Here is a 19,009-nt window from a genome sequence, read left to right as displayed (position 1 = left end):
CAACTTTCTATTTCATTGCCTTTGCTATGGCAGGAACGACCTTTTCGATCAGAATCTGTTGGGATTGATCGCTCCATACTTGAAACGCCTGAACGGCCGATGGATCGTCGATGACGACGACGTCTCCCCTCCCGCTGGTCAAGGAGAAGGGGAGCCCACGGAACCCTCCGTTGCCCGCCTGACTGTCGGTTCGGAAGACGATGACCACATCGGTGTCATTCTTGACGTTGTAGTCTCCGACGGACAGGGGGCGAGGCGATTTCTCGTCGCCAACGGCCTTGTACTGCGAGTTGTAGTCGAAATCCAAGTCGCGCAAGAACTTCCACTGGTCACTCGGGTTGAGGACCGCGGAGAGTGACGAGTTGCCGAAGTTGTAGGCGGTGATGGTTTTCCCGCTGAATTCGGGGTGCTCAGTCCGGGCCTGCGCCATCGGGTCACCGCCGCCGTTGGGTGAACTACCGGACTGGGACATCACGAAAATGCCGGTTCCGACCAATGCCGCAACGACCAGTGCGATGAGCCCGGATATCAACAGCTTTCGGCCTCGCTTCGGCCGGTGCGGTGTGGGATTGCGGGCCGTGAGGATGTCATTTTCGGAGACGCCGCCTGTCGGGGGCGCGTAACCGACGATGGAGCGACTCGGGTCGGTGCCCCACTGCTGGGGTACGACGTCGGTGGCGGCGGTGATGGGGCCGTTGATCGGCATGCGCGGGGCGGTGTGGAACCCCTGGGACGCCGGCGCCTGCATCGGGGCGCCGAACAGGGCGTTGTGGGCGTCCTGGATGAATTCGCGGCAGGTGTTGTAGCGGTGGGCCGGGTCCTTGGCCATGACCTTGGCGATGACGTGGTCGATCGCGGGTGGGAGGTCGGGGCGGATGGCAGTGGCGCGGGGTGGTGGCTCGTGCAGGTGGCCCATCATGACCATGGCCGGGACCGTGGCGGGGTAGGGGTTCTGGCCGGTGAGGAGTTTGTAGAGGGAGCAGCCGAGGCTGTAGATGTCGGCGCGGTGGTCGAGCTTGGTGCCCATCAGCTGCTCGGGGGGAGCGTAGGCGACGGTGGCCATGAAATTGCCGGTGGCGGTGAGATCCTGGCCGTCGTCGGCGGACTTGGCGACGCCGAAGTCGGTGAGCAGGACGCGTTCCTCGTCGCCGTCCTCGGCCGCGGCGATCATGAAGTTGGCCGGCTTGATGTCGCGGTGCAGCAGGCCGCGGCGGTGCGCGTAGTCGAGGCCCTTGCCGACCTCGCCGATGATGCGCAGGGCCCGGTGCGCGGGCATGGCGCTGGGGCCCTTGGCGACCTCGGCGGAGGCGTCGGTGCCGTCGACGTACTGCATGGCGATCCACAGCTGGCCGTCCTCGTCGCCGCGGTTGTAGACGGCGACGATGTTCGGATGGTCCAGGCCGGCGGCGAGATTGGCTTCGCGCTCGAATCGCCCGCGGAATTCGGGGTCGGTGGACAGGTCACCGCTGAGCACCTTGAGCGCGTCGCGACGGGGGAGGCTGGGGTTCTGGGCGAGGTAGACGGTACCCATGCCACCGGCGCCGAGTACCTTGATCACTCGGTAGCCACCCACAATTGCGCCGGGCCGCAAGGCCATTCGCGTCTCCTCAATCCTTCGCGCGCCCCGCAGTGCACGTCCCAACAGGGCAATCTAGCAGGTGCTGTCGCACCCCACAGTGCTCGTGCGGGTCAGCTGAACCCGACCAGCAGCTTGTATTGTGCGGCGGCCCGCTGGTGAACGTCCTGCAGGTTGGTGCCGGAGACACCGAACACATATCGGCCGATCACACCGTGGCACGTCGGGGGTGCGTCGGACGCGTACTTCACTTCGGGTTTCGCGTTGAAGCAATTCACGACCGGGAGATTCGGCGGGCTGTCGACCTTCATGTAATCGGTATTTCCGGTCGTTTCGTTGTCCATCGCCGCCCGGAATCGGCCCGCCGCCGCCTCGTCCCGCGTGCGGAACACGGAGCCGGTGTCGAATGCCATGATGTCGACTCCGGCGTCGGTGTAGGCGGGACCCAGGACCGCGGGGTGTTCCTCGAGATGCAGGACAGCCTGCAGCGGATACACCGCTGAGCTGCTGGTTCCCTTCTTCGGGCGCTTCGCCGCCTCGGTGGGCAGCACATGACTCAGCAAGCCCTCGGTGTCGAGCGGCAGTTTGTCGATCTCGTTCAGCGGAGTCGGCGTATAGGCGCGGAGCATGTCGAGCTGCTTGTCGAAATACTTGCGCACGACTTCGGCGTCCGCGGCCGGGTCGTAGGGGAGGCCGATCGGATCGGTGACGTCGATGGACAGCAGCATGTCGCCGCGCACCAGCCAGGCGCGCAGGTGCTGCAGCCGCAGCGGATCGGTCTTGACCTCCAGCTTGGCCAGGCTGTCGGGGTAGTTCGGGATCTGATAGGCCGAACTCGGTGTGCGGTTCGAGAGTTCGGTCGCCGCGAATTTCGCCTGGTCCGGCGTCGAGAAACGCAGGGTGATCGTCGAGACCTCGCGGCCGGCGTAGAGCTGATCCCGGCGATTCGCGGAGCTGTCCCACCCGGCGACGACACCGGGAACGACGGTGTTGAAATCAGTGGACTCGATGCCGGAGCCGCCGAAGTACGGCGGGTCGATCGCGGTGATGTGCCTGCCACCGCTGTAGCCGGTCGCGAAGATGAATCGCGGATCGAATTGGGAGGCGATCGGAGTGGCGGCGCCGATCCGGATCGCCTCGCGCAGGGCGCCCGACGTCGGCACCCGGCTGGGCTCGAGGTCGACCGCTTTCGTCGGGTAGTTACCGGAGTCCAGCTTGGTGACGTCGACGGCCGGTGTCTGCGGTGCGGCGGCATCGGAGCCGCCGCACGCGGCCAACGCGAATCCGAGTGTCAGCAATGCGCTGCTCAGGCGGAGTTTTCGCATCATCGTTCACTCACTCTTCTTCAGGATCGCGTACTGCGCGGCGGTCCGTTCCTGCAGGATGGGGTCGACCTGCAGCGCAGCCTTCGACACGCTCGCCAGCGACATGACAACGGCGACGTAGCGGCCGTAGACGAGAACACAGATCCCGTTGTAGCCACGGTTCGGGTCCTCGTCCTCCATCCGCAGGCACTGGGCGTCGGCGATGCCGGGGGGCGGCGCGAGTTCGGAGTCGCCCTTACCGCGCTTGGCGAGGGCGGTTTGCAGCGTGAACGCGGCCTCGAGATCGCGGGTGCGGTACACGGTGCTGAAGCGCCGGCCGACCAGATCGACGCCGGCCGCCTCGAACGCCTTCCTCGCCTCGGCGGGGTTCCGCTCGAAGTGCAGGATCCCGGACGGCTCGAAGGTGCCGAAGTCCTCTTCGTGGTAGCTCATGCCGTAGGGGTCGCCCGACGGCGATTTCCCCGTCGCCCGCCGCATGATCCCGTCGGGATCGAGCGGCAGGTCGAGCAGGTCGTCCGGGGCGATGACCCGGTACTTGTCGAGAGCGGGAACCTGCAGATCCAGGGTCTTCTTGACCTTGGCGGCCAAACCGGCCTGGTCGGCGGTCTCCTGCGAGATGCTGACGGCGATCACGAAGGGTCCGTGCGCCTGGAAGGCGCTGACCGCCGTGCCGTCCTTGGTCGACCCGTTCGCCTCGGCGTAGCCGGGAATCGTCACCGGCTGCCGGGGCGCTTCGCCGGAGGTACTCACCTGATACATCGCCGTCGCCGCGTTCTTGCTGTCCTGCGCGGTCGCGAAATGCAGCACGCTCAGGTGCAGGCCCTTGGTATCGCGCACGCTGCCGTTCGTGCGTGACGCGGTGACGCCGGCGATGAAGCTGTTGCCGTCGACCGCGGCCTTGAACTGCTCCGGGAGCCCGTCGTCCTTCGACATGTCCGTGCCGTCGGCGAAAACCTTGGTGGTGAGGCGCTTCGTCAGTTCGGGGTCGACATCGATGGGCTGGACGAGAATATTGAGCAGGCGCCGCCCCTCGATCAACCTGACCGATTTCGCCGTGTCGGAGTACTTCAGATCGAAGGCGGTCGGTTCGGTGACCGCCGCGCCGGTTTTCAGCGTCGCCAGGTCGACCGGCGTCATGCCGGGCTCGGCCTGGCCGGAAATGGGCGCCGCGCAACCCGATCCGACGATCAGGATGGTGAGCAGCCCGGCCAGCCGCAGGGTGTTCTTCATCTCGGGCATCCTCATCGGCGGGTGAGCAGAACGTATTGAGCGGCGACCTGCTGATGCAGATCCTGCAGGTTCCCGTCGCGGATCTGCGCGGCGTAGCGGTCCACCTGCAGGTAGCAGATGTAATCGGAGGTTTTCACCTCGCCCTGTGACTCGTAGGTGTTGGCCCGGCACGCGACCGCGTCGGCCAGCTTCGACGGCGCCGCCGCCTCCTTGGAGTCCGCCTCCGGCTTCTTCCACTCGTCGACCAGGGCTTTCGCACCCGCGGCCGTGGTGGATCGGAAGACGACCGAGTCGCCGAAGGTGATCAGGTCGATGCCGTGCTTGGTGAACGTGTTCAGCAGATCGGCGTCCGGATCGGCGAACAGGCTCAGTGCGCCGCGTCCGATGGAGTATCCGTCGGGCTGTGCGCGCACCGGCGCCGACGGATCCGAGGGCAGGGTCCGGCCGAGCAGCCCGGTCGGGTCCAGCGGGACCCGCTCGAGCTGGTCCGACGGGGTCGGCACGAACTTGTCCAGGAGCGGAATCTGCACCGCGAGTGCCTGTTCGACCTGCGCGGTCAGCGAGGGCAGGTCGGGTGCCTTGGTCCCGTCATCGATCTTCATGAAGATCACGTAGCGGTCGTGCACCGTCCAGGAACCGATGGAGGAGACCGACGGCCGCCAGTGCGCGTAGGTCTTCGGGTACTTGGTGATCGAGACGGACTCGTTGTCGCTGTTGAAGGTGAAGTCGTCGTGCTCGAGAATCGGCGCGACGGTTTCCGCGGTCTTGGCGTCGGGGAAGATCAGGACCGAGAGATTGAGGCTGCGGCGCGGCTCGCCCCCGCTCGGACCGGTCGCCCAGGTGTTCAGCCAGCCGGCGACCAGATCCTCGGCGACCTCGTCGAAGGTGTCGTTGATGATGAGCTTGCCAAGGCCCTTGCGATTCAGCACGATCTGCGTGGGATGGACCAGCGATTCCCGGCGATTGTCGTAGACGTAGGCGGGGTCGATCTCGAAGGGCACGGCCACGTAGTCCGCGAGCCGCTGCGCTTCCCACGCCCGTCCCTGGTTCAGGCTCTTGGCGTTTCCGACGGTGCGCGGCTGGGTCTGGTAGTTGCCGAAATCCAGGTCCGACTTGTCCGGTTCGATGCGCGTCGCGCTCCCCGACACCGGTGATCCGCACCCGACCACGGCGGTGGCGACCACGACGGCGACCGCCGCCATAATCGCTCCGCGCGCTCTCGATGCACCACGGTTGAGCAGCACGCTCTCCCCCTCCAACTGACCAACTGATCCGATCGTGGACCGACTCGGACCGAGTCCAAGGCCCACCCTTCCCCGGTGAGCTGGCTCGCGGGCATAGTAGCGCACCCGTCGGCGGCGCTACCACGCCAGCGAGCTGCGCGGATCGGCCGATCCCGCCCTCCCCGGGCTCGAACGACCGCCGCGCGTGCGCTACTTCACGCGGCTCTTGAGGACCGGGAGCAGCCGGGACAGCAGGGTCTGTTCCGAGCTCGACGTCCAGGAGCGCAGGGCCGTGACGCTGATCGGGTCGTCGACCGGGATGACGGTGGCGCGGGAGCCGGTGATCTGGAAGGGGAGGCCGAGGAGGCCGCCGCCGCCGGCTTTGGCGTCGCTGCGGACGGCGAGGATGTAGCTGTCCTCGGCGACGTTCAGCCGGTCGAAGGAGTTGGCGACCGGGCGGGGGGAGGGTTCCTCGCCGGACTTGGTGTAGTTGAAGTTGTAGACGAAACCCAGGTCCTCGAGGAACTTGGTCTGCAGGGTGCCGCCCAGGTAGGTCGCGACCTTGTTGTCGGCGTCGACGTCGACCATCAGGACGGTCTTGCCGGTGAAGGCCGGGTTGTCCTTGCGGGCCTGCTCGAGCGGGCTCAGCGCGGCGGTCGGGACCGCCGTGGTGCCCGAGCCGCCGACCGACGGACTGTCACCGCGGGCGGCCCAGATGCCGATCCCGGCGGCCACCGCGACGACGGCGACCAGCGCGCCGACGGTGAGGACCAGCCGGTTCTTCGAATTCTTCGGTGGTTCACCGGGATTCGTCGCACCGATCGCGGTGACGGCGTTGGGCGACCACTGGGTGTGCGTCTGGATCGGGTAGGTCGGCGCGGTGTGCTGGCCCGTGGGATGCGAGCCGGGGACGAGGGCGGCGGTCGCGGCGGTGGTGAATTCGCGGCAGGTCGAGAACCGCTCGTTCGGGTTCTTCGCCATGGCACGCGCGAAGACCTGGTCGATCGCGGGTGGCAGGCCGGGACGCACGGCGGTCGCGCGGGGCGGCGGTTCGTGCAGGTGGCCCATCATCACCAGGGCCGGTTGCGTTGCGGGATAAGGGTTCTGGCCGGTGAGGAGTTTGAAGAAGGCGCAGGCCAGGCTGTAGACGTCGGCGCGGTGGTCGAGGTGACCACCCGACAGCTGCTCCGGCGGGGCATAGGCGATGGTCGCGAGGAAGCTGCCGGTCTGGGTGAGCTCGGAGGCGTCGTCGGTCGACTTGGCCACGCCGAAGTCGGTGAGCAGCACCCGCTCGTCGTCGCCGTAGGTGTCCGAGAGCAGGAAGTTCGCCGGTTTGACGTCGCGGTGCAGCAGGCCGCGATGGTGCGCGAAGTCCAGGCCCTTGCCGACCTCGGTGGTGATGCGCAGGGCGCGCAGCGGGGTCATCGCGTGCGGGTCACGGGCGAGTTCGGCGGCGGCGTCGGTGCCTTCGACGAACTGCATCGCGATCCACAGCTGGCCGTGCTCCTCGCCGCGGTTGTAGACCGAGACGATGTTCGGGTGATCGAGGCCGGCGGCGAGATTGGCTTCGCGTTCGAACCTGGCGCGGAACTCGGGATCGCGGCTGAGCTCGGGGCTGAGGATCTTGAGCGCGTCGGTGCGCGGCAGGCTCGGATGCGCGGCCAGATAGACCGAGCCCATGCCGCCCGCGCCCAGCTTGCGGATGATTCGGTAGCCACCGACGATGGTGCCCGGGCTCATCGTCATCTCTTTCGGTCTCCTGACTCGTTGCTGTGCCGCGCTCCGGCGGGAGCATACTGGCCGCCCTGTCGACGCGCAGTCCTCAGCTCACCGGCTGTTGGCGAAGACGGCGTACTGCGCGGCCGCGCGTTGCTGAGCGTCGAGGAGCTGTTCGCTGCTGACGATCCCGACGTACTGCTTGTAGGCGAGGATGCAGCTGAAGCGCTTCTTCGCGGCCAGCTGCTTGTTCTCCACACAGGTCGCGTCGGTGAGGTTGGGCGGGGGCGCGACGTCGGTCGCGGTGGGCCAGAGGAACAGCTTCTCGGTGACCGCGCGGCGGGCCGACTCGGTGTCGGGAGTGCGGATTCCGATCGAGCCCCACGAGATGGCGACCTGCTGGGCGTTCATCTTCGTGAGCTGTTGCCCGATGTACTCGCGGTGGTCGGGGAGCGGGCCACCGGAGTAGTGCTGGATGCCGCGCGCGCCGGTGACCAGGTAGTACGAGCTCTCGGGGCCGGTCAGCCCATCGGGGTTGAGCGTCCGCATGAGGACGTGATCGGGGTCCCAGGGCAGGGTCATCAGCTGTTCGTCGGTCAGCGGCGTCGTCGCGGCCAGCGACTCGATCTGCTTGGTCAGCGCCGACTCGGCCAGGGCGGTGAGCGCGGGCAGGTCGGGCCTGGCCACCGACAGCAGGAAGGCGATCACATACGGACCGTGCGGCAACAGCACCCGGACGAACGGCGAGTCCGGACGCCACTGGGCATGTGCGGCAGGGTATTTCGGCAGCGACACAGGCTGGTTGCGCCCCTCCTGCGCGGCGAAGTCGGCGTCGTGGAATTCCCTGGCCGCCGCCGTGGCGCGCTCGGCATCGGGGAATTGCAGGATCATCGTGGTCGCGGTGAACCAGTTGTTGTCCTTCTTGGTCGGCCAGGTACCGCTGGTGGCGACGCTGAGATCCTTCGAGGCACCGCTGGAATGGAATCCGTAGAGCATCTTGTATTTCTGCGCGATGGCCGACATCGCGGTCTCGTTGCCGAGTTCCGACGGCATCAGCCGGGCGTTGTTCGCGTCGGCCCGGTTGCCGTAGATCATCTGCGGATCGATGTCGTAGGCGCTGATCGCGTAGTCGGCGATCCGCATGGCGGCCAGCTTGTACATCTCGTAGAAGGCCGGAATCGGATCGTCGTCGTGGGCATTGGGCGGTTCGGTGGGATACGCGCCGACATCGAGCGAGCGGACATCGATCTCACCCGGCACGCCGGAGCCGGACACGGTGGCACCGCACGCCGTGAGGACGGCGGTCAGCAGGGCGGCGATCAGCACCGTCGCGGTGCGCTTCGGGCTGCTCATCGGGCATTCACCAGCAGGGCGTACTGGGCGGAGATGCGTTGCTGGGCATCGAGGAGCTGGTTCGACCAGACGTAGGCGGCGTAGCGGTCGTAGGACACCGCGCAGTAGAAACGGACAGCCAGTTTCTCCCGGCCGATGTATTCCTTGCACCGGGCGCTCGGCAGATTCTTCGGTGGGTCCGCGGCGGTGAACTTGCGGGTCAGGCCGCCGAGTTCGTCGCGCACCGCCCGCGCGCCCGCGATGTCGCGCGCGCGGTAGACATCCGAGCCGTCGTTGGCGAACAGGTCCACGCCGTTGTCGTCGATCATCTTCGTGGTGCTCTCCGGATCGGAGGAGAAATGCCGTGCGGTGCGGCCCGCGTAGACACCCGGCGGGTTGATCCACGAATCCTCGCGCGGGCGGGGCGCGGTGCGGCCGAGCATGTTCTCGCGATCACGCTGGAGCGTCATCAGCTGGTCGACCGGGGTCGGGGTGAACTTCGCGACCGAGGGCACGATCGTGTCGAGGCTCTTGCGGGTCAGGTCGAGCAGCGCCTGCTTGTCGACTTTCTCCAGATAGATCTTCAGGTAGTCGTAGAACCAGGTGTAGATCACGAGATGGCCGGTGGCGAACCAGGATCCGATCGACTGCTGGTCGGGCTGCCAATGCGCTTTCGCGGCGGGATAACCGGGAATCTCGATCGGCTGATTGTTCGGCGCGTAACCGAAATCGAGTCGTTCGAGCGCGGTTGCCGCGGCGGCGGCTTTCTGTTCGTCGGGGAAGATCATCACGGCATTGACCATGTCGATGCCCTTGTTGTGGCCCGCGGTCTCCGCCGAACTCACGAAACCGCCGATGAAGTCCGGCGCGATCTCGCCGAAACGATCGACCGCCATGATCTTGCCGAGCGACGCCTCGGCATCGATGAACACCGTGGCGATCGAGGAGTTGGTGTGGACGAAACGCGGATCGATGTCGGCGGGCGTGGGGACGTGGTCACCGAGCCGCTCGGCTTCGATGAACCGCGCCTGATCATGGTTCGCGACCGTGCCGACCTGGCGTGGCTGGGTGGCGTAGGCGCCGACGTCGAGGGTGGTGAGGTCCACCGGAATATCGGTCGCCCCGGCTGCCGGGTCACCGGTGCCACAGGCCGCGACGACACCCGCCAGCATCGTGGCCGCCAGGGCGGCACACGCGGTCCTGACTGGTCTCGTGGCTCGTAACACGATCATTCCTCCCCGAAACGATGGTCGGCGGAATACTACGTCACCGAATTCGGGGATGGGGCGGCGCTGGGGCGCGGCCCGGTCTCACAAACTATTCGCGAGCAGGGCGTACTGGGCGGAGATCTTCTGGCGGACGTCGGGTTCCTGGTCGGAACTGACGATGCCGAGATAACGCTTGTACGGGACGTAGCAGCGGTATTTGTACTCCTCCTCGGCGTCGCCCTCGTTGGTGAGTTGCAGGCATTTGGCGCCGGGGATATCGGTGGGGGCTGGCAGGGTGTCGTAGTGGCCCGCGCTGTCGATGAGGCCGGCCATCAAGGCATTGGCGGCGGCCAGGTCGCGGACGCGGGTGATGGAGCCGCCGTCGACGAGGGCGATGCTCTCGGCGCCGGTGGTGTCGACCAGCCGTTGGCGGGTGGTCTGGTCGTCGGCGTTGTTGACCAGGTGGGCGGGGCTGTAGACGGCGAAGGAGTGCTGATCGGGGTGCTCGGCGGCGCGGTCCTGCACGACGGCGCGGGCGAGCAGCCGCTCCGGGTCGATCGGGAGGTCGCCGAGCTTGTCGAACGGCGTGGGGGAGAAGGTGGCGAGCTGGGTGAGCTCGGCGGCGAGGGTCTTGTCGACCCAGGCGGTGAGGTCGGCGGCATCCGCGCGCGGGCGCTGGATGAACAGCGAGATCACGAACTCCTTGTGCGCCAGGAACGCGCCGATGGTCGGCACGTTCGGACGCCAATGGACATAGGCCTCGGGGTATTTCGTCGAGGGGAGCTTGCGGTTGTCCGGCGACACCGCCAGGTCCACGTCCTCGAGCTCGCGGGCGGCGAGGGTGGCCGCCGTGGCATCCGGGAAGCGGAAGACGGCGGTGGTGACGGCGGTCGCGTCGGCGGCCGGACGTTTCTGACCCGACGGATCGGCCTTGTCGGAGCCGAGCGCGGCGTACCCGGTGACGAATTTGCGGTTCTCCAGAACGGGTTTGGAGACATTGGCGACGAAATCTAGCGCCCGCTCCACATCGGGAACCACGGTGCCGCCGCGGCCGTGCGACAGCGACGGATCGATGCGCACGGCGGGCACGACGGCCGCGGACATGCGCGTGCCCTCGACGAGCGCGCCCAGGCTGCCCGCCGTGTCGTCGTAGCTGTGATGATCGGTGGCGTAGGTGCCCGTCTCCAGTCCGCGCACATCGGGTTCCGCGGCGACCGGGGTCCCGGTGACCGCGCAGCCGGTCAGGGCGGCGGCGATCGTGGCACAGCAGAGTGCGGACGCGATGCGGATCTTCGTCGAATAGATCATCGGTGCCCCTTGATGTTCCTCCCGCGGTCCCTTGAAGTTACCGGACCAACGCCGCCCAGGGGGACCTATGTGGGCGGGTTTGCCATAGTCTGGAGGGCATGGCGACGACCCTGCTGTGCAGTTCCGGTGGAGGCCGATACCTGTGAGGGATCGGCAGGTCGAAGTCGTGCTCGGAAGTCACGCTGTCGCGCGGGTCGCGGGCGCGGTGATCGTCGTCGCGCATCGCGGGCACGGCAGGCTCACCCCCGACGACACCGCGGCGGTCGCGCTGGAGTCGCTGGCCGAGCTCGTGCGCGCCGCCGCCGAGGAAGTTCCGGGTGGCCCCGGCGCGGTGGTCGCGCGCGAGGCGACGCGCTGGCTGATGAAGTACGCCGAGCAGATCTCGCCGGGCACGCCGATCGATTTCGGGGTGCTCTCGGCCGCCGACAACGGTGGGGTCGCGATCTTCCTGCACGGTGCGGTGACCGCGGTGCTCGCCGGGGACGGCACCACCGAGTACTACCGGGGCAGCGACGCCGCGTTCACCGTCGACCGGGTGGCGTCCGAGCCGGCCACGGCGGTCGCGCTGTTCGTCGACGACGCCAAGGGCCGCATCCCCGACCTGCCGCCGGAGCGCGGTGTCGGGTGGCTGGTCGAGGGCATCGCGCAGGCGGGCGGCGCCGTGATGTGGTCCAACGGGACCCGCTCCCGGGTCCGCACCGCCGATCCCGCGGCGGGCACCCGCAGGCCACCACCGCCCACCGCCCGGATCGATCGGGAACCGCGTCCGGCGCAAGCGGATTCGCGGCCGGTCGAGCCGCCCGCCACCGGAATGCAGCCGGCGACGTCACTGATGGACGCGGCCACCAGCGCCACCGGACCGGCGCACCAGGCCGTCGACCCGCACACCGCGGAGACCAGGAACGCGGGCACCAACCCGGCGCCCGAACCCGACCCCGACCTGCAGCGCCGGCTCGAGGCGACGGCCAGGTCGACGGTGCTCACCGTCAAGGTGATGGGATTCAAGTGCGCGCGTGCGCATCCCAGCGATCCGCGCTCGGCCTTCTGCACGGTCTGCGGCATGCCGGTCGACCAGACCCAGGCGCTCAGCGAGGTGGTGCGCCCGCCGCTGGGCATGCTCGTCCTCGACGACGGCATGACCTACCTGCTGGCCGCCGACGCGGTGATCGGCCGCGACCCGGAGAACTCCGAGGCCGCCCAGCGCGGGCTCATCCCGCTGCGCGTCGACGACACCTCCGGCGGCATGTCCCGCGCGCATGCCGAAGTGCACCTGGTGAATTGGGATGTCCAGCTCGTCGACCGCGGTTCGACCAACGGCACCCGCACCCGCCTGCCCGGCTACCGCGACTGGATCCGGCTCACCGCGAACCAGCCGATGGTGCTGATCCCGGGCACCGAGGTGATGATCGGCAACCGCGTCCTGCGCTACGAGCCGGCCGCGCCGCCGCCGTTCGGCTAGGAGTACCGCGACAGGCAGGTGGTCTCGCCGTTGAGGACGCCCGCCCGGAAGGCGTCGACCCGGGAGAACCCGCTCGGCACGGTGTTGCCCTCGGTGTCGCTGGCGGCCAGGCCGTCGGTGAGCAGGCCCGACACCGCCTCGTCGAGGTCACCCGCGGAGAGCTGGATGTCGCCCTGGCTGGCCGGGCGGCCGGGCTGGGCCAGCTTGCCGGTGACCACGCCGGACAGGCAGGCCGCGCGCAGGCCGGTCTTCGCCCCGGTCAGCGCCTGGCCGTGACTGCGCTGGACGGCGAGGGTGTAGCGGGAGATGAACACGACGTAGCCGTTGTAGTCGCCGCTGACCTTGACCGGGAGCGGGCCGTCGTCGTCGGTGTCGGCCGAGCCGCGCTGGGCCAGGCCGGGCACGTCGGTGGCGATGACGTTCCTGGCCGGGCAGTAGGTGACCGGTTCGGTCGCCGTGCCGTCCTTGCAGTCGATCTTCGCGCCGGAGTACTCGTAGGCCGGGGCGTCCTTCACCGGCAGGATGGACTGCAGGGCCTTGCTCAGCTCGACCAGGTTCTCCTTGGTGATGGGGTACTCACCGCGGCCCTGGTCGCCGGAGAAGCTCTGCGGCAGATTGCCGCGGCGCTGATCGATCTCCTCGTCGTCGATGCCCTTGCAGCCGCGCGGGCCGTCGGTGAAACCGATCTGCACCGCCGTGACGCGCTCGAAGGCCGAACCGTGCACGCTCTCGGGATCGTCCGGGTCGGAGTCGCGGATCGAAACGGTGGCGGCGAGAACGGAATTCAGGCCGTCGGAGGTGTTGATCGTGAAGTGCTTGGACTTGCCCTCCGCGACGTGGCGCATGAACGCGCCCGCGAAACAGTCGGCCTGCTGTTCCTTGACCAGGACCGGGGTCTTCTTGGTGACCAGCTTGGCCATGGTCTGGATGGCGTGGCCGTACTCGTGCGCCAGCACCATGACCACCGACATCTTCCCGAAGGTCTCGGTCATGGTGGGCAGCAGCATCGCGCGGTCCCAGCCGATGGAGTTGTCGCTGCGGCAGTAGGCGGCGTTGACCAGGTGGTAGGTGGTCTCCTTGCAGAAATCGACCGCCTGGTTGCGCGAGGCCCTGGCGTTCCAGGACACCAGCTTCTCCACCGGCTCGAAGGTCTCGCCGCGGAACTCGAGGCCGAAGGCGTCCTTCCAGTACGCCTGGATGTCGTCGATCGCGTTGAGCGCCAGTGCGTCGACCTCGCCGCCGTCCCCGTTCGACGCGGTCAGCGCCGAATCCGGCACGTTCGGCCGCGGCCCGTTCGGGCCACCGGTGGTCGGCAGCCCGGCCACCTGGAACGGATCGTCGTAGATCGAGACCCCGTGGCCCTCGATCGCCCGCGTGCAGCCGGTGCTCAGCAATGCGCATAGCACGGCGGTGATCGCAATGAGCACTTGGGGTTTCGGCATCTGTCCCCCTGGTCGGCCGGATACTTGTGCAGGTCGATCGCCGGATCGGGACTGAAGCCGTCTCGGGGGCACCGCCGATGTCCGGGCGATGGCATAGTATCCGCTCCATGTCTTCACCGGGGGCGCAGACCATCACCGTGCGCCATGATGGAACCGAACGAGTCTTCGAAGCGAGTCAGCAGATCACCATGGGCCGGGCGCCCGAAGTGACGCTGTTCGTGGACAGTCCGCTGGTCTCGCGCGTGCACGCCACTCTGCGCTTCCAGAACGGCGCGTGGGTACTCGCCGACAACGGCAGTACCAACGGCGTCTTCGTCGACGCGCGCAGGCTGAGCCAGCCCGTCTCGATCGATCGGCCCACACAGGTGCGTCTGGGGGACGCCATCAGTGGGCCGTTGCTGCATCTGGTGCCCGCGGCGCCGTCCTCGCGGCACGCCGCGACGATGCTCGCACCGCCGTCGCAGCCGCAGCAACAGCAACGACCGCCGCAACGTCCGCAGCAGCAGCCCTACCAGCCACCGTCCAGACCGGCGCCGCAGCAGCAGCCGCAACAACCGCAGTACGTGCCGACCTCGCAGCTGCCGTCCCAGCCGATGGCGCCGCAGGACAACATCAACATGACCCGCCGCGCCGACTCCTCGATGCTGCCGCCCGTGCGCAAGTCGGCCTCGACCGAGCCGGTGGCGCGCGGCGATCGTATTCCGCCCGGCGGCCTGAGCATCGGCCGTACCTCCGACAACCAGATCGTCGTCAACGATCCGCTGGCCTCGCGCAAGCACGCGCGCCTGGTGTCCTCGGGGGAGGGCCTGGTCATCGAGGACCTCGGGTCGGCCAACGGCACCTTCGTCAACGGTCACCGGCAGCAGCGCACGGTGCTGCGCGAGCGCGACATCGTCACCATCGGCAACATCGACTTCGTCGTCACCCAGGGCGCGCTGGCGCATCGGCAGAAGCCGGTCGCCGAGCTCGGCCTGACGGTGCACGGGGTCGGGTTCACCGTCGAGGGCAACAAGCAGCTGCTCGTCGACGTCAACATGCAGGCCGGTCGCGGCACGCTGACCGCGCTGATCGGCCCGTCCGGTGCCGGCAAGTCGACGCTGTCGAAGCTGATCGCTGGCAGCACCCAGCCCTCCGGCGGTGTGGTCACCTTCGAGGGCCGCAACCTGCACGCCGAGTACGAGGCGCTGCGCTCCCGCATCGGCATGGTCCCGCAGGACGACGTGCTGCACCGGCAGCTCACCGTCCGCCAGGCCCTCGGCTTCGCCGCCGAACTGCGGCTGCCGCCCGACACCACCAAGGCCGACCGCCAGCAGGTGATCGACGGCGTGCTCCAGGAGCTCTCGCTCACCCAGCACGCCGACACCCGCGTCGACCGGCTCTCCGGTGGTCAGCGCAAGCGCGCGTCGGTGGCGATGGAGCTGCTGACCGGTCCGTCGCTGCTGATCCTGGACGAGCCGACCTCGGGCCTCGACCCGGCGCTGGACCGGCAGGTCATGCAGATGCTGCGCGAACTGGCCGACGCCGGTCGCGTGGTGATCGTGGTGACCCACTCGGTCGCCTGCCTGGACATGTGCGACCAGGTGGTGCTGCTCGCGCCCGGCGGCAAGACCGCCTTCGCCGGTCATCCCGGTGGCGTCGGCGCCGCGCTCGGCACGACCGACTGGGCCGAGATCTTCGCCAAGGTGGCGGCCAACCCGGACCAGGCCTTCGCGGCCTATCGATCCAGGCAGGCGTATGTGCCACCGCCGCCACCGCCTGCGCCGATGCAGCGCGGCAACGCGGGCGCGCCACCGCAGTCGAGCGGGATGCGCCAGTTCAGCACGCTCGCGCGCAGGCAGTTGCGGCTGATCTTCGCCGATCGCGGCTATCTGATCTTCCTGGTGGTGCTGCCGTTCATCCTCGGCGCACTGTCGCTGGTGGTGCCGGGCAGCGACGGTTTCACCGAGGGCCCGCTGATCGCGCAACCGGACGGATCGTTCGCGCGATCCAGTGGCGGTGAGGCGCAGCAGCTGCTGGTCGTGCTCATCCTCGGCGCGTGCTTCATGGGCGCCACGCTGACCGTGCGTGACCTGGTCGGCGAGCGGTCGATCTTCTATCGCGAGCGCGCGGTCGGCCTGCTGCCGTCGGCGTATCTGATGGCCAAGATCGTGGTGTTCAGCGTGACCGCTTTCCTCCAGTCGGCGGTGCTGGTCGGCATCACCTTCCTGGGCAAGAAGGCGCCGCCGGAGGGCGCGCTGATCCCGAACGGCAGTGTCGAGCTGTACTTCGACATCGCGATGACCGCGGTCTGCTGTGTGGTGTTCGGCCTGCTGATGTCGAGTCTGGCCAAGTCCAACGAGCAGGTCATGCCGATGCTCGTGGTGATGATCATGGTGCAGCTGGTGATGGCGGGCGGCCTGATCCCGGTGACCGACCGGGTCGGCCTCGAGCAGGTGTCGTACCTGTTCCCGTCGCGCTGGGGTTACGCCGCGGGCGCGGCGACCGTCGACCTGCGCGAGCTGGTCATCGGCGCGCAGGAGGACCCGCTCTGGGAACACAAGCCGGGAATCTGGATCCTCGACATCGTGCTGCTGATCGTGATCACCTCGATTCTTGCGGTCATCACGTGGAGCCGCCTACGGCTGAAGAAGTCGCAGGCGTGACGGGGGATCGCGAGGTCAGGGCCGTATCGGCGGGCATGCTGCGCGTGTCGCTCGCCGACCGGGCACACTTGAGCCTGTGACCGTTCGAGTTGGGGCCCTGCATCTGGGGTGGGATGTGGTGTCCGTTGCCGCGGGCGGCGGTGAGACCCCGATCCGCCCGGTTCAGGTGGAGGGCACCTACACCCCACCCGCCTATCTGCTCGCCGATGCCGCAGGCAGGCTGCACACCGCAGGTGTCGACCGGCAGCGCCCGGATCTCGGCATGGCGATCGCCGACGTGCGCGACATCCTCGGGCACCCGCAGATCGTCATCGCCGGCGCCACCTGGCCCGCCGAGCTGGTGTTCCGGGCCCGGCTGTACAATCCGCTGGCCGCGGTCGGCAAGTACCTGCGCGGCAAGCCGCAGCTGGTCGCGCTGCCGTATCCGGACAGCTGGCCCGACGAGAAGGTCGACACCTACGCCGCGCTCGTCGAGCAGCTCGACGTGGTGGTCGAGCCGCTGCCGGAGAGCGTGGCCCTGTCGGGCTACGTGCGCGCGCTCGGGCTGGTCTCGCCGCCCAGCGAGCGGCACCGGCACGGCATCGGCGCGACCGGCGTGTACTCCGACGGCCGCGCCCTGCTGGTTGTCGCGGTGCACGGGGACGACGACCAGCCGACCGAATCGGTCGAGGTCGCGGTGACCGCGGAGGCGCTGCGCGACGCCCGCTCGGCCGACAACGTGGTCATCGAGGCGATGGCGGCGGCCCGCTCGATCGGCGCCGACACCTCGACGGTGCTGCTGGCGGGCAATGTCTGCTTCAACGACGCGCTCCGGCTGGCCTTCCAGAACCACCTGGGCCAGCGCCTGCACGTGGCCGACCATCCGATGCACGCGCTGGTGCTCGGCGCGGCGCATCTGCTGGTCACCGAGCCGGAGCTGGACGAGGACGACTATCCCGAGTCGCAGCATCCCGGCCAGGGCTACGCCGCGCAGGTCGGCTGGGGCGCCCCGGCGCCGCAGACCGGTCCGCCGCCGAGTCCAGCGGGCATCGTCGCCGGACCGCCCGCGCAGGCGAGCGGATCGCCGCGGCACGCGCTGGCCGAGCCCGACGACGACGATCGCCGGGGCAAGCTGATCGGCAAGGTCAAGAAGGGCTTCTTCGGCGCACCGGCCGTGCTCGGCATGGTCGCGCTGGCCGCGACGGGCCTGCACGCGGGCACCGCCGGTCCCGCGGTCGCGGCCGAGGGGGAGCGGGTGACCTGCGCGTTCACCCCGTACGCCAACACCGTCCCGCCGGAGGGCATCGCGAGCGCGCGCGGCGGCGGCCTGATCGAGGACAACGCCTGCGTCACCCCGGGCATCGATACGCTGCGCTACCTGATCCCCGGGCCCGCTGGCGCGACCGACCCCGGCCCGCCGGTGGTGATCTAGCCGCTCGCCCGATTGTGGTGGCGTCATGCGTAGCTGGTATCGTTGCTCGCTGGCGTGTGGAACGTCGAACCGTTCGCGGATCGGCGTCTCCTCGATGTCCCGGGTCTCCACCGGCCGCCGGGACGCTCTCGAACCACACCCGTGGCCGGCAACACCGACGACAGACAGGGAACGACTGTGCCTACGTACAGCCCCAAGGCGGGTGACGTGACCCGTAAGTGGTACGTCATCGACGCCACTGACGTAGTCCTCGGCCGTCTCGCCGTGCAGGCCGCTGGCCTGCTGCGCGGCAAGGGCAAGCCGACCTACGCACCGCACGTCGATGGTGGCGACTTCGTCATCATCATCAACGCGGACAAGGTTGCCATCTCCGGCAACAAGAAGCAGGACAAGCTCATCCACCACCACAGCGGACACCCGGGCGGCCTCAAGTCGCGCACTGTCGGCGAGGTGTTGGCGACCCGTCCCGATCGTCTCGTGGAGAAGGCCGTCAAGGGCATGATCCCGAAGAACAAGCTGGGTAACGCGATCGCGGGCAAGCTGAAGGTCTACGCAGGCCCGAACCACCCCCACGCCGCGCAGCAGCCGGTTCCGTTCGAGATCAAGCAGGTGGCCCAGTGACCGCTCCTGAAGAGTTCAACGAAGACTACGACGTGGTCGACGAGACCGTGGTCGAGGTTGTCGAAGACGGCGAAGGCTATGAGGCCGAGTACGTCGAGGAGACCACCTACGCCCCGATCGTGATCGATCGCCCGGTGCAGACCGTCGGCCGCCGTAAGGAAGCCGTCGTTCGCGTGCGCCTGGTTCCCGGCTCGGGCAACTTCGTGCTCAACGGCCGCACCATCGAGGACTACTTCCCGAACAAGGTGCACCAGCAGCTCGTGAAGTCCCCGCTGGTCACCGTCGAGCGTGTCGAGAGCTTCGACATCTACGCTCGCCTGGTCGGTGGCGGCCCTTCGGGTCAGGCGGGCGCTCTGCGTCTGGCCATCGCCCGCGCGCTGATCGAGGTCACCCCCGAGGATCGCCCCGCGCTCAAGCGTGCCGGCTTCCTGACCCGTGACCCGCGTGCCACCGAGCGTAAGAAGTACGGTCTGAAGAAGGCCCGTAAGGCGCCTCAGTACTCGAAGCGCTGATTTA

The 19,009-nt window shown here is 68.3% G+C and carries 14 protein-coding genes; 5 read left to right on the top strand and 9 right to left on the bottom strand.

Annotation, left to right across the window (positions count from 1 at the left end):
* Positions 1-7 precede the first annotated feature (7 nt).
* From ACFYWJ_RS00950 to ACFYWJ_RS00915, 8 genes are all read right to left on the bottom strand, one after another.
* Entirely contained in the window at positions 8-1,597 is a 1,590-nt protein-coding gene (locus ACFYWJ_RS00950) for a serine/threonine-protein kinase (RefSeq protein ID WP_355271410.1), read from the bottom strand.
* A 92-nt stretch (positions 1,598-1,689) separates the two neighbouring features.
* A complete protein-coding gene (locus ACFYWJ_RS00945; protein ID WP_355271412.1) occupies positions 1,690-2,904 on the bottom strand; it encodes a hypothetical protein in 1,215 nt (404 codons plus the stop codon).
* 3 nt (positions 2,905-2,907) lie between these two features.
* Complete coding sequence (locus tag ACFYWJ_RS00940; protein ID WP_355271414.1) at positions 2,908-4,131, bottom strand: hypothetical protein; 1,224 nt, start codon at positions 4,129-4,131, stop codon at positions 2,908-2,910.
* A gap of 11 nt (positions 4,132-4,142) precedes the next feature.
* On the bottom strand, positions 4,143-5,333 hold the full coding sequence (locus ACFYWJ_RS00935; RefSeq protein ID WP_355271416.1) for a hypothetical protein: 1,191 nt from the start codon (positions 5,331-5,333) through the stop codon (positions 4,143-4,145).
* Positions 5,334-5,564: 231 nt separating this feature from the next.
* A complete protein-coding gene (locus ACFYWJ_RS00930) occupies positions 5,565-7,100 on the bottom strand; it encodes a serine/threonine-protein kinase (protein WP_355271418.1) in 1,536 nt (511 codons plus the stop codon).
* An 81-nt stretch (positions 7,101-7,181) separates the two neighbouring features.
* On the bottom strand, positions 7,182-8,423 hold the full coding sequence (locus ACFYWJ_RS00925) for a hypothetical protein (RefSeq protein ID WP_355271419.1): 1,242 nt from the start codon (positions 8,421-8,423) through the stop codon (positions 7,182-7,184).
* Positions 8,420-9,634, bottom strand: a complete 1,215-nt coding sequence (locus ACFYWJ_RS00920; RefSeq protein ID WP_355271421.1) for a hypothetical protein — start codon at positions 9,632-9,634, stop codon at positions 8,420-8,422. The genes ACFYWJ_RS00925 and ACFYWJ_RS00920 overlap by 4 nt, the downstream gene beginning before the upstream one ends.
* A gap of 78 nt (positions 9,635-9,712) precedes the next feature.
* Entirely contained in the window at positions 9,713-10,918 is a 1,206-nt protein-coding gene (locus ACFYWJ_RS00915; RefSeq protein WP_355271423.1) for a hypothetical protein, read from the bottom strand.
* A 142-nt stretch (positions 10,919-11,060) separates the two neighbouring features.
* Between ACFYWJ_RS00915 and ACFYWJ_RS00910 the strand changes: the two genes are divergently transcribed.
* Positions 11,061-12,377, top strand: coding sequence for an FHA domain-containing protein (locus tag ACFYWJ_RS00910; protein WP_355271424.1), 1,317 nt, complete (start codon positions 11,061-11,063; stop codon positions 12,375-12,377).
* Here ACFYWJ_RS00910 and ACFYWJ_RS00905 read toward each other — a convergent pair.
* Positions 12,374-13,819 carry a metallopeptidase gene (locus ACFYWJ_RS00905; protein WP_355271425.1) on the bottom strand — a complete coding sequence of 482 codons (1,446 nt, stop codon included), beginning with the start codon at positions 13,817-13,819 and terminating at the stop codon, positions 12,374-12,376. The genes ACFYWJ_RS00910 and ACFYWJ_RS00905 overlap by 4 nt on opposite strands.
* 107 nt (positions 13,820-13,926) lie before the next feature.
* On the opposite strand from ACFYWJ_RS00905, the gene ACFYWJ_RS00900 reads away from it, so the two are divergent.
* The 4 genes from ACFYWJ_RS00900 (at position 13,927) to rpsI (ending at position 19,005) form a co-directional block, all read left to right on the top strand.
* On the top strand, positions 13,927-16,461 hold the full coding sequence (locus ACFYWJ_RS00900) for an FHA domain-containing protein (protein ID WP_355271427.1): 2,535 nt from the start codon (positions 13,927-13,929) through the stop codon (positions 16,459-16,461).
* Between the two features lie 76 nt (positions 16,462-16,537).
* Positions 16,538-17,872, top strand: coding sequence for a hypothetical protein (locus tag ACFYWJ_RS00895; protein WP_355271428.1), 1,335 nt, complete (start codon positions 16,538-16,540; stop codon positions 17,870-17,872).
* A gap of 177 nt (positions 17,873-18,049) precedes the next feature.
* On the top strand, positions 18,050-18,493 hold the full coding sequence (gene rplM, locus ACFYWJ_RS00890; protein WP_022567307.1) for a 50S ribosomal protein L13: 444 nt from the start codon (positions 18,050-18,052) through the stop codon (positions 18,491-18,493).
* Positions 18,490-19,005, top strand: a complete 516-nt coding sequence (rpsI, locus tag ACFYWJ_RS00885) for a 30S ribosomal protein S9 (protein WP_355271429.1) — start codon at positions 18,490-18,492, stop codon at positions 19,003-19,005. Before rplM ends, rpsI begins: the two co-directional genes overlap by 4 nt.
* Positions 19,006-19,009: the final 4 nt, after the last annotated feature.

The sequence above is a fragment of the Nocardia sp. NPDC003269 genome, from assembly GCF_042888005.1.
Taxonomy (GTDB): Bacteria; Actinomycetota; Actinomycetes; order Mycobacteriales; family Mycobacteriaceae; genus Nocardia.
Note: the sequence above shows the minus strand (reverse complement) of the source record. Positions and strands in the feature narration are given on the sequence as shown.

Bases quoted from the DNA above. Each gene is read 5' to 3' on its own strand.
- ACFYWJ_RS00900 (WP_355271427.1), top strand. From the start codon at position 13,927: ATGTCTTCACCGGGGGCGCAGACCATCACCGTGCGCCATGATGGAACC.
- ACFYWJ_RS00905 (WP_355271425.1), bottom strand. From the start codon at position 13,819: ATGCCGAAACCCCAAGTGCTCATTGCGATCACCGCCGTGCTATGCGCA.
- ACFYWJ_RS00945 (WP_355271412.1), bottom strand. From the start codon at position 2,904: ATGATGCGAAAACTCCGCCTGAGCAGCGCATTGCTGACACTCGGATTC.
- ACFYWJ_RS00920 (WP_355271421.1), bottom strand. From the start codon at position 9,634: ATGATCGTGTTACGAGCCACGAGACCAGTCAGGACCGCGTGTGCCGCC.
- ACFYWJ_RS00950 (WP_355271410.1), bottom strand. From the start codon at position 1,597: ATGGCCTTGCGGCCCGGCGCAATTGTGGGTGGCTACCGAGTGATCAAG.
- ACFYWJ_RS00930 (WP_355271418.1), bottom strand. From the start codon at position 7,100: ATGACGATGAGCCCGGGCACCATCGTCGGTGGCTACCGAATCATCCGC.
- ACFYWJ_RS00940 (WP_355271414.1), bottom strand. From the start codon at position 4,131: ATGAAGAACACCCTGCGGCTGGCCGGGCTGCTCACCATCCTGATCGTC.
- ACFYWJ_RS00935 (WP_355271416.1), bottom strand. From the start codon at position 5,333: ATGGCGGCGGTCGCCGTCGTGGTCGCCACCGCCGTGGTCGGGTGCGGA.
- ACFYWJ_RS00915 (WP_355271423.1), bottom strand. From the start codon at position 10,918: ATGATCTATTCGACGAAGATCCGCATCGCGTCCGCACTCTGCTGTGCC.
- ACFYWJ_RS00925 (WP_355271419.1), bottom strand. From the start codon at position 8,423: ATGAGCAGCCCGAAGCGCACCGCGACGGTGCTGATCGCCGCCCTGCTG.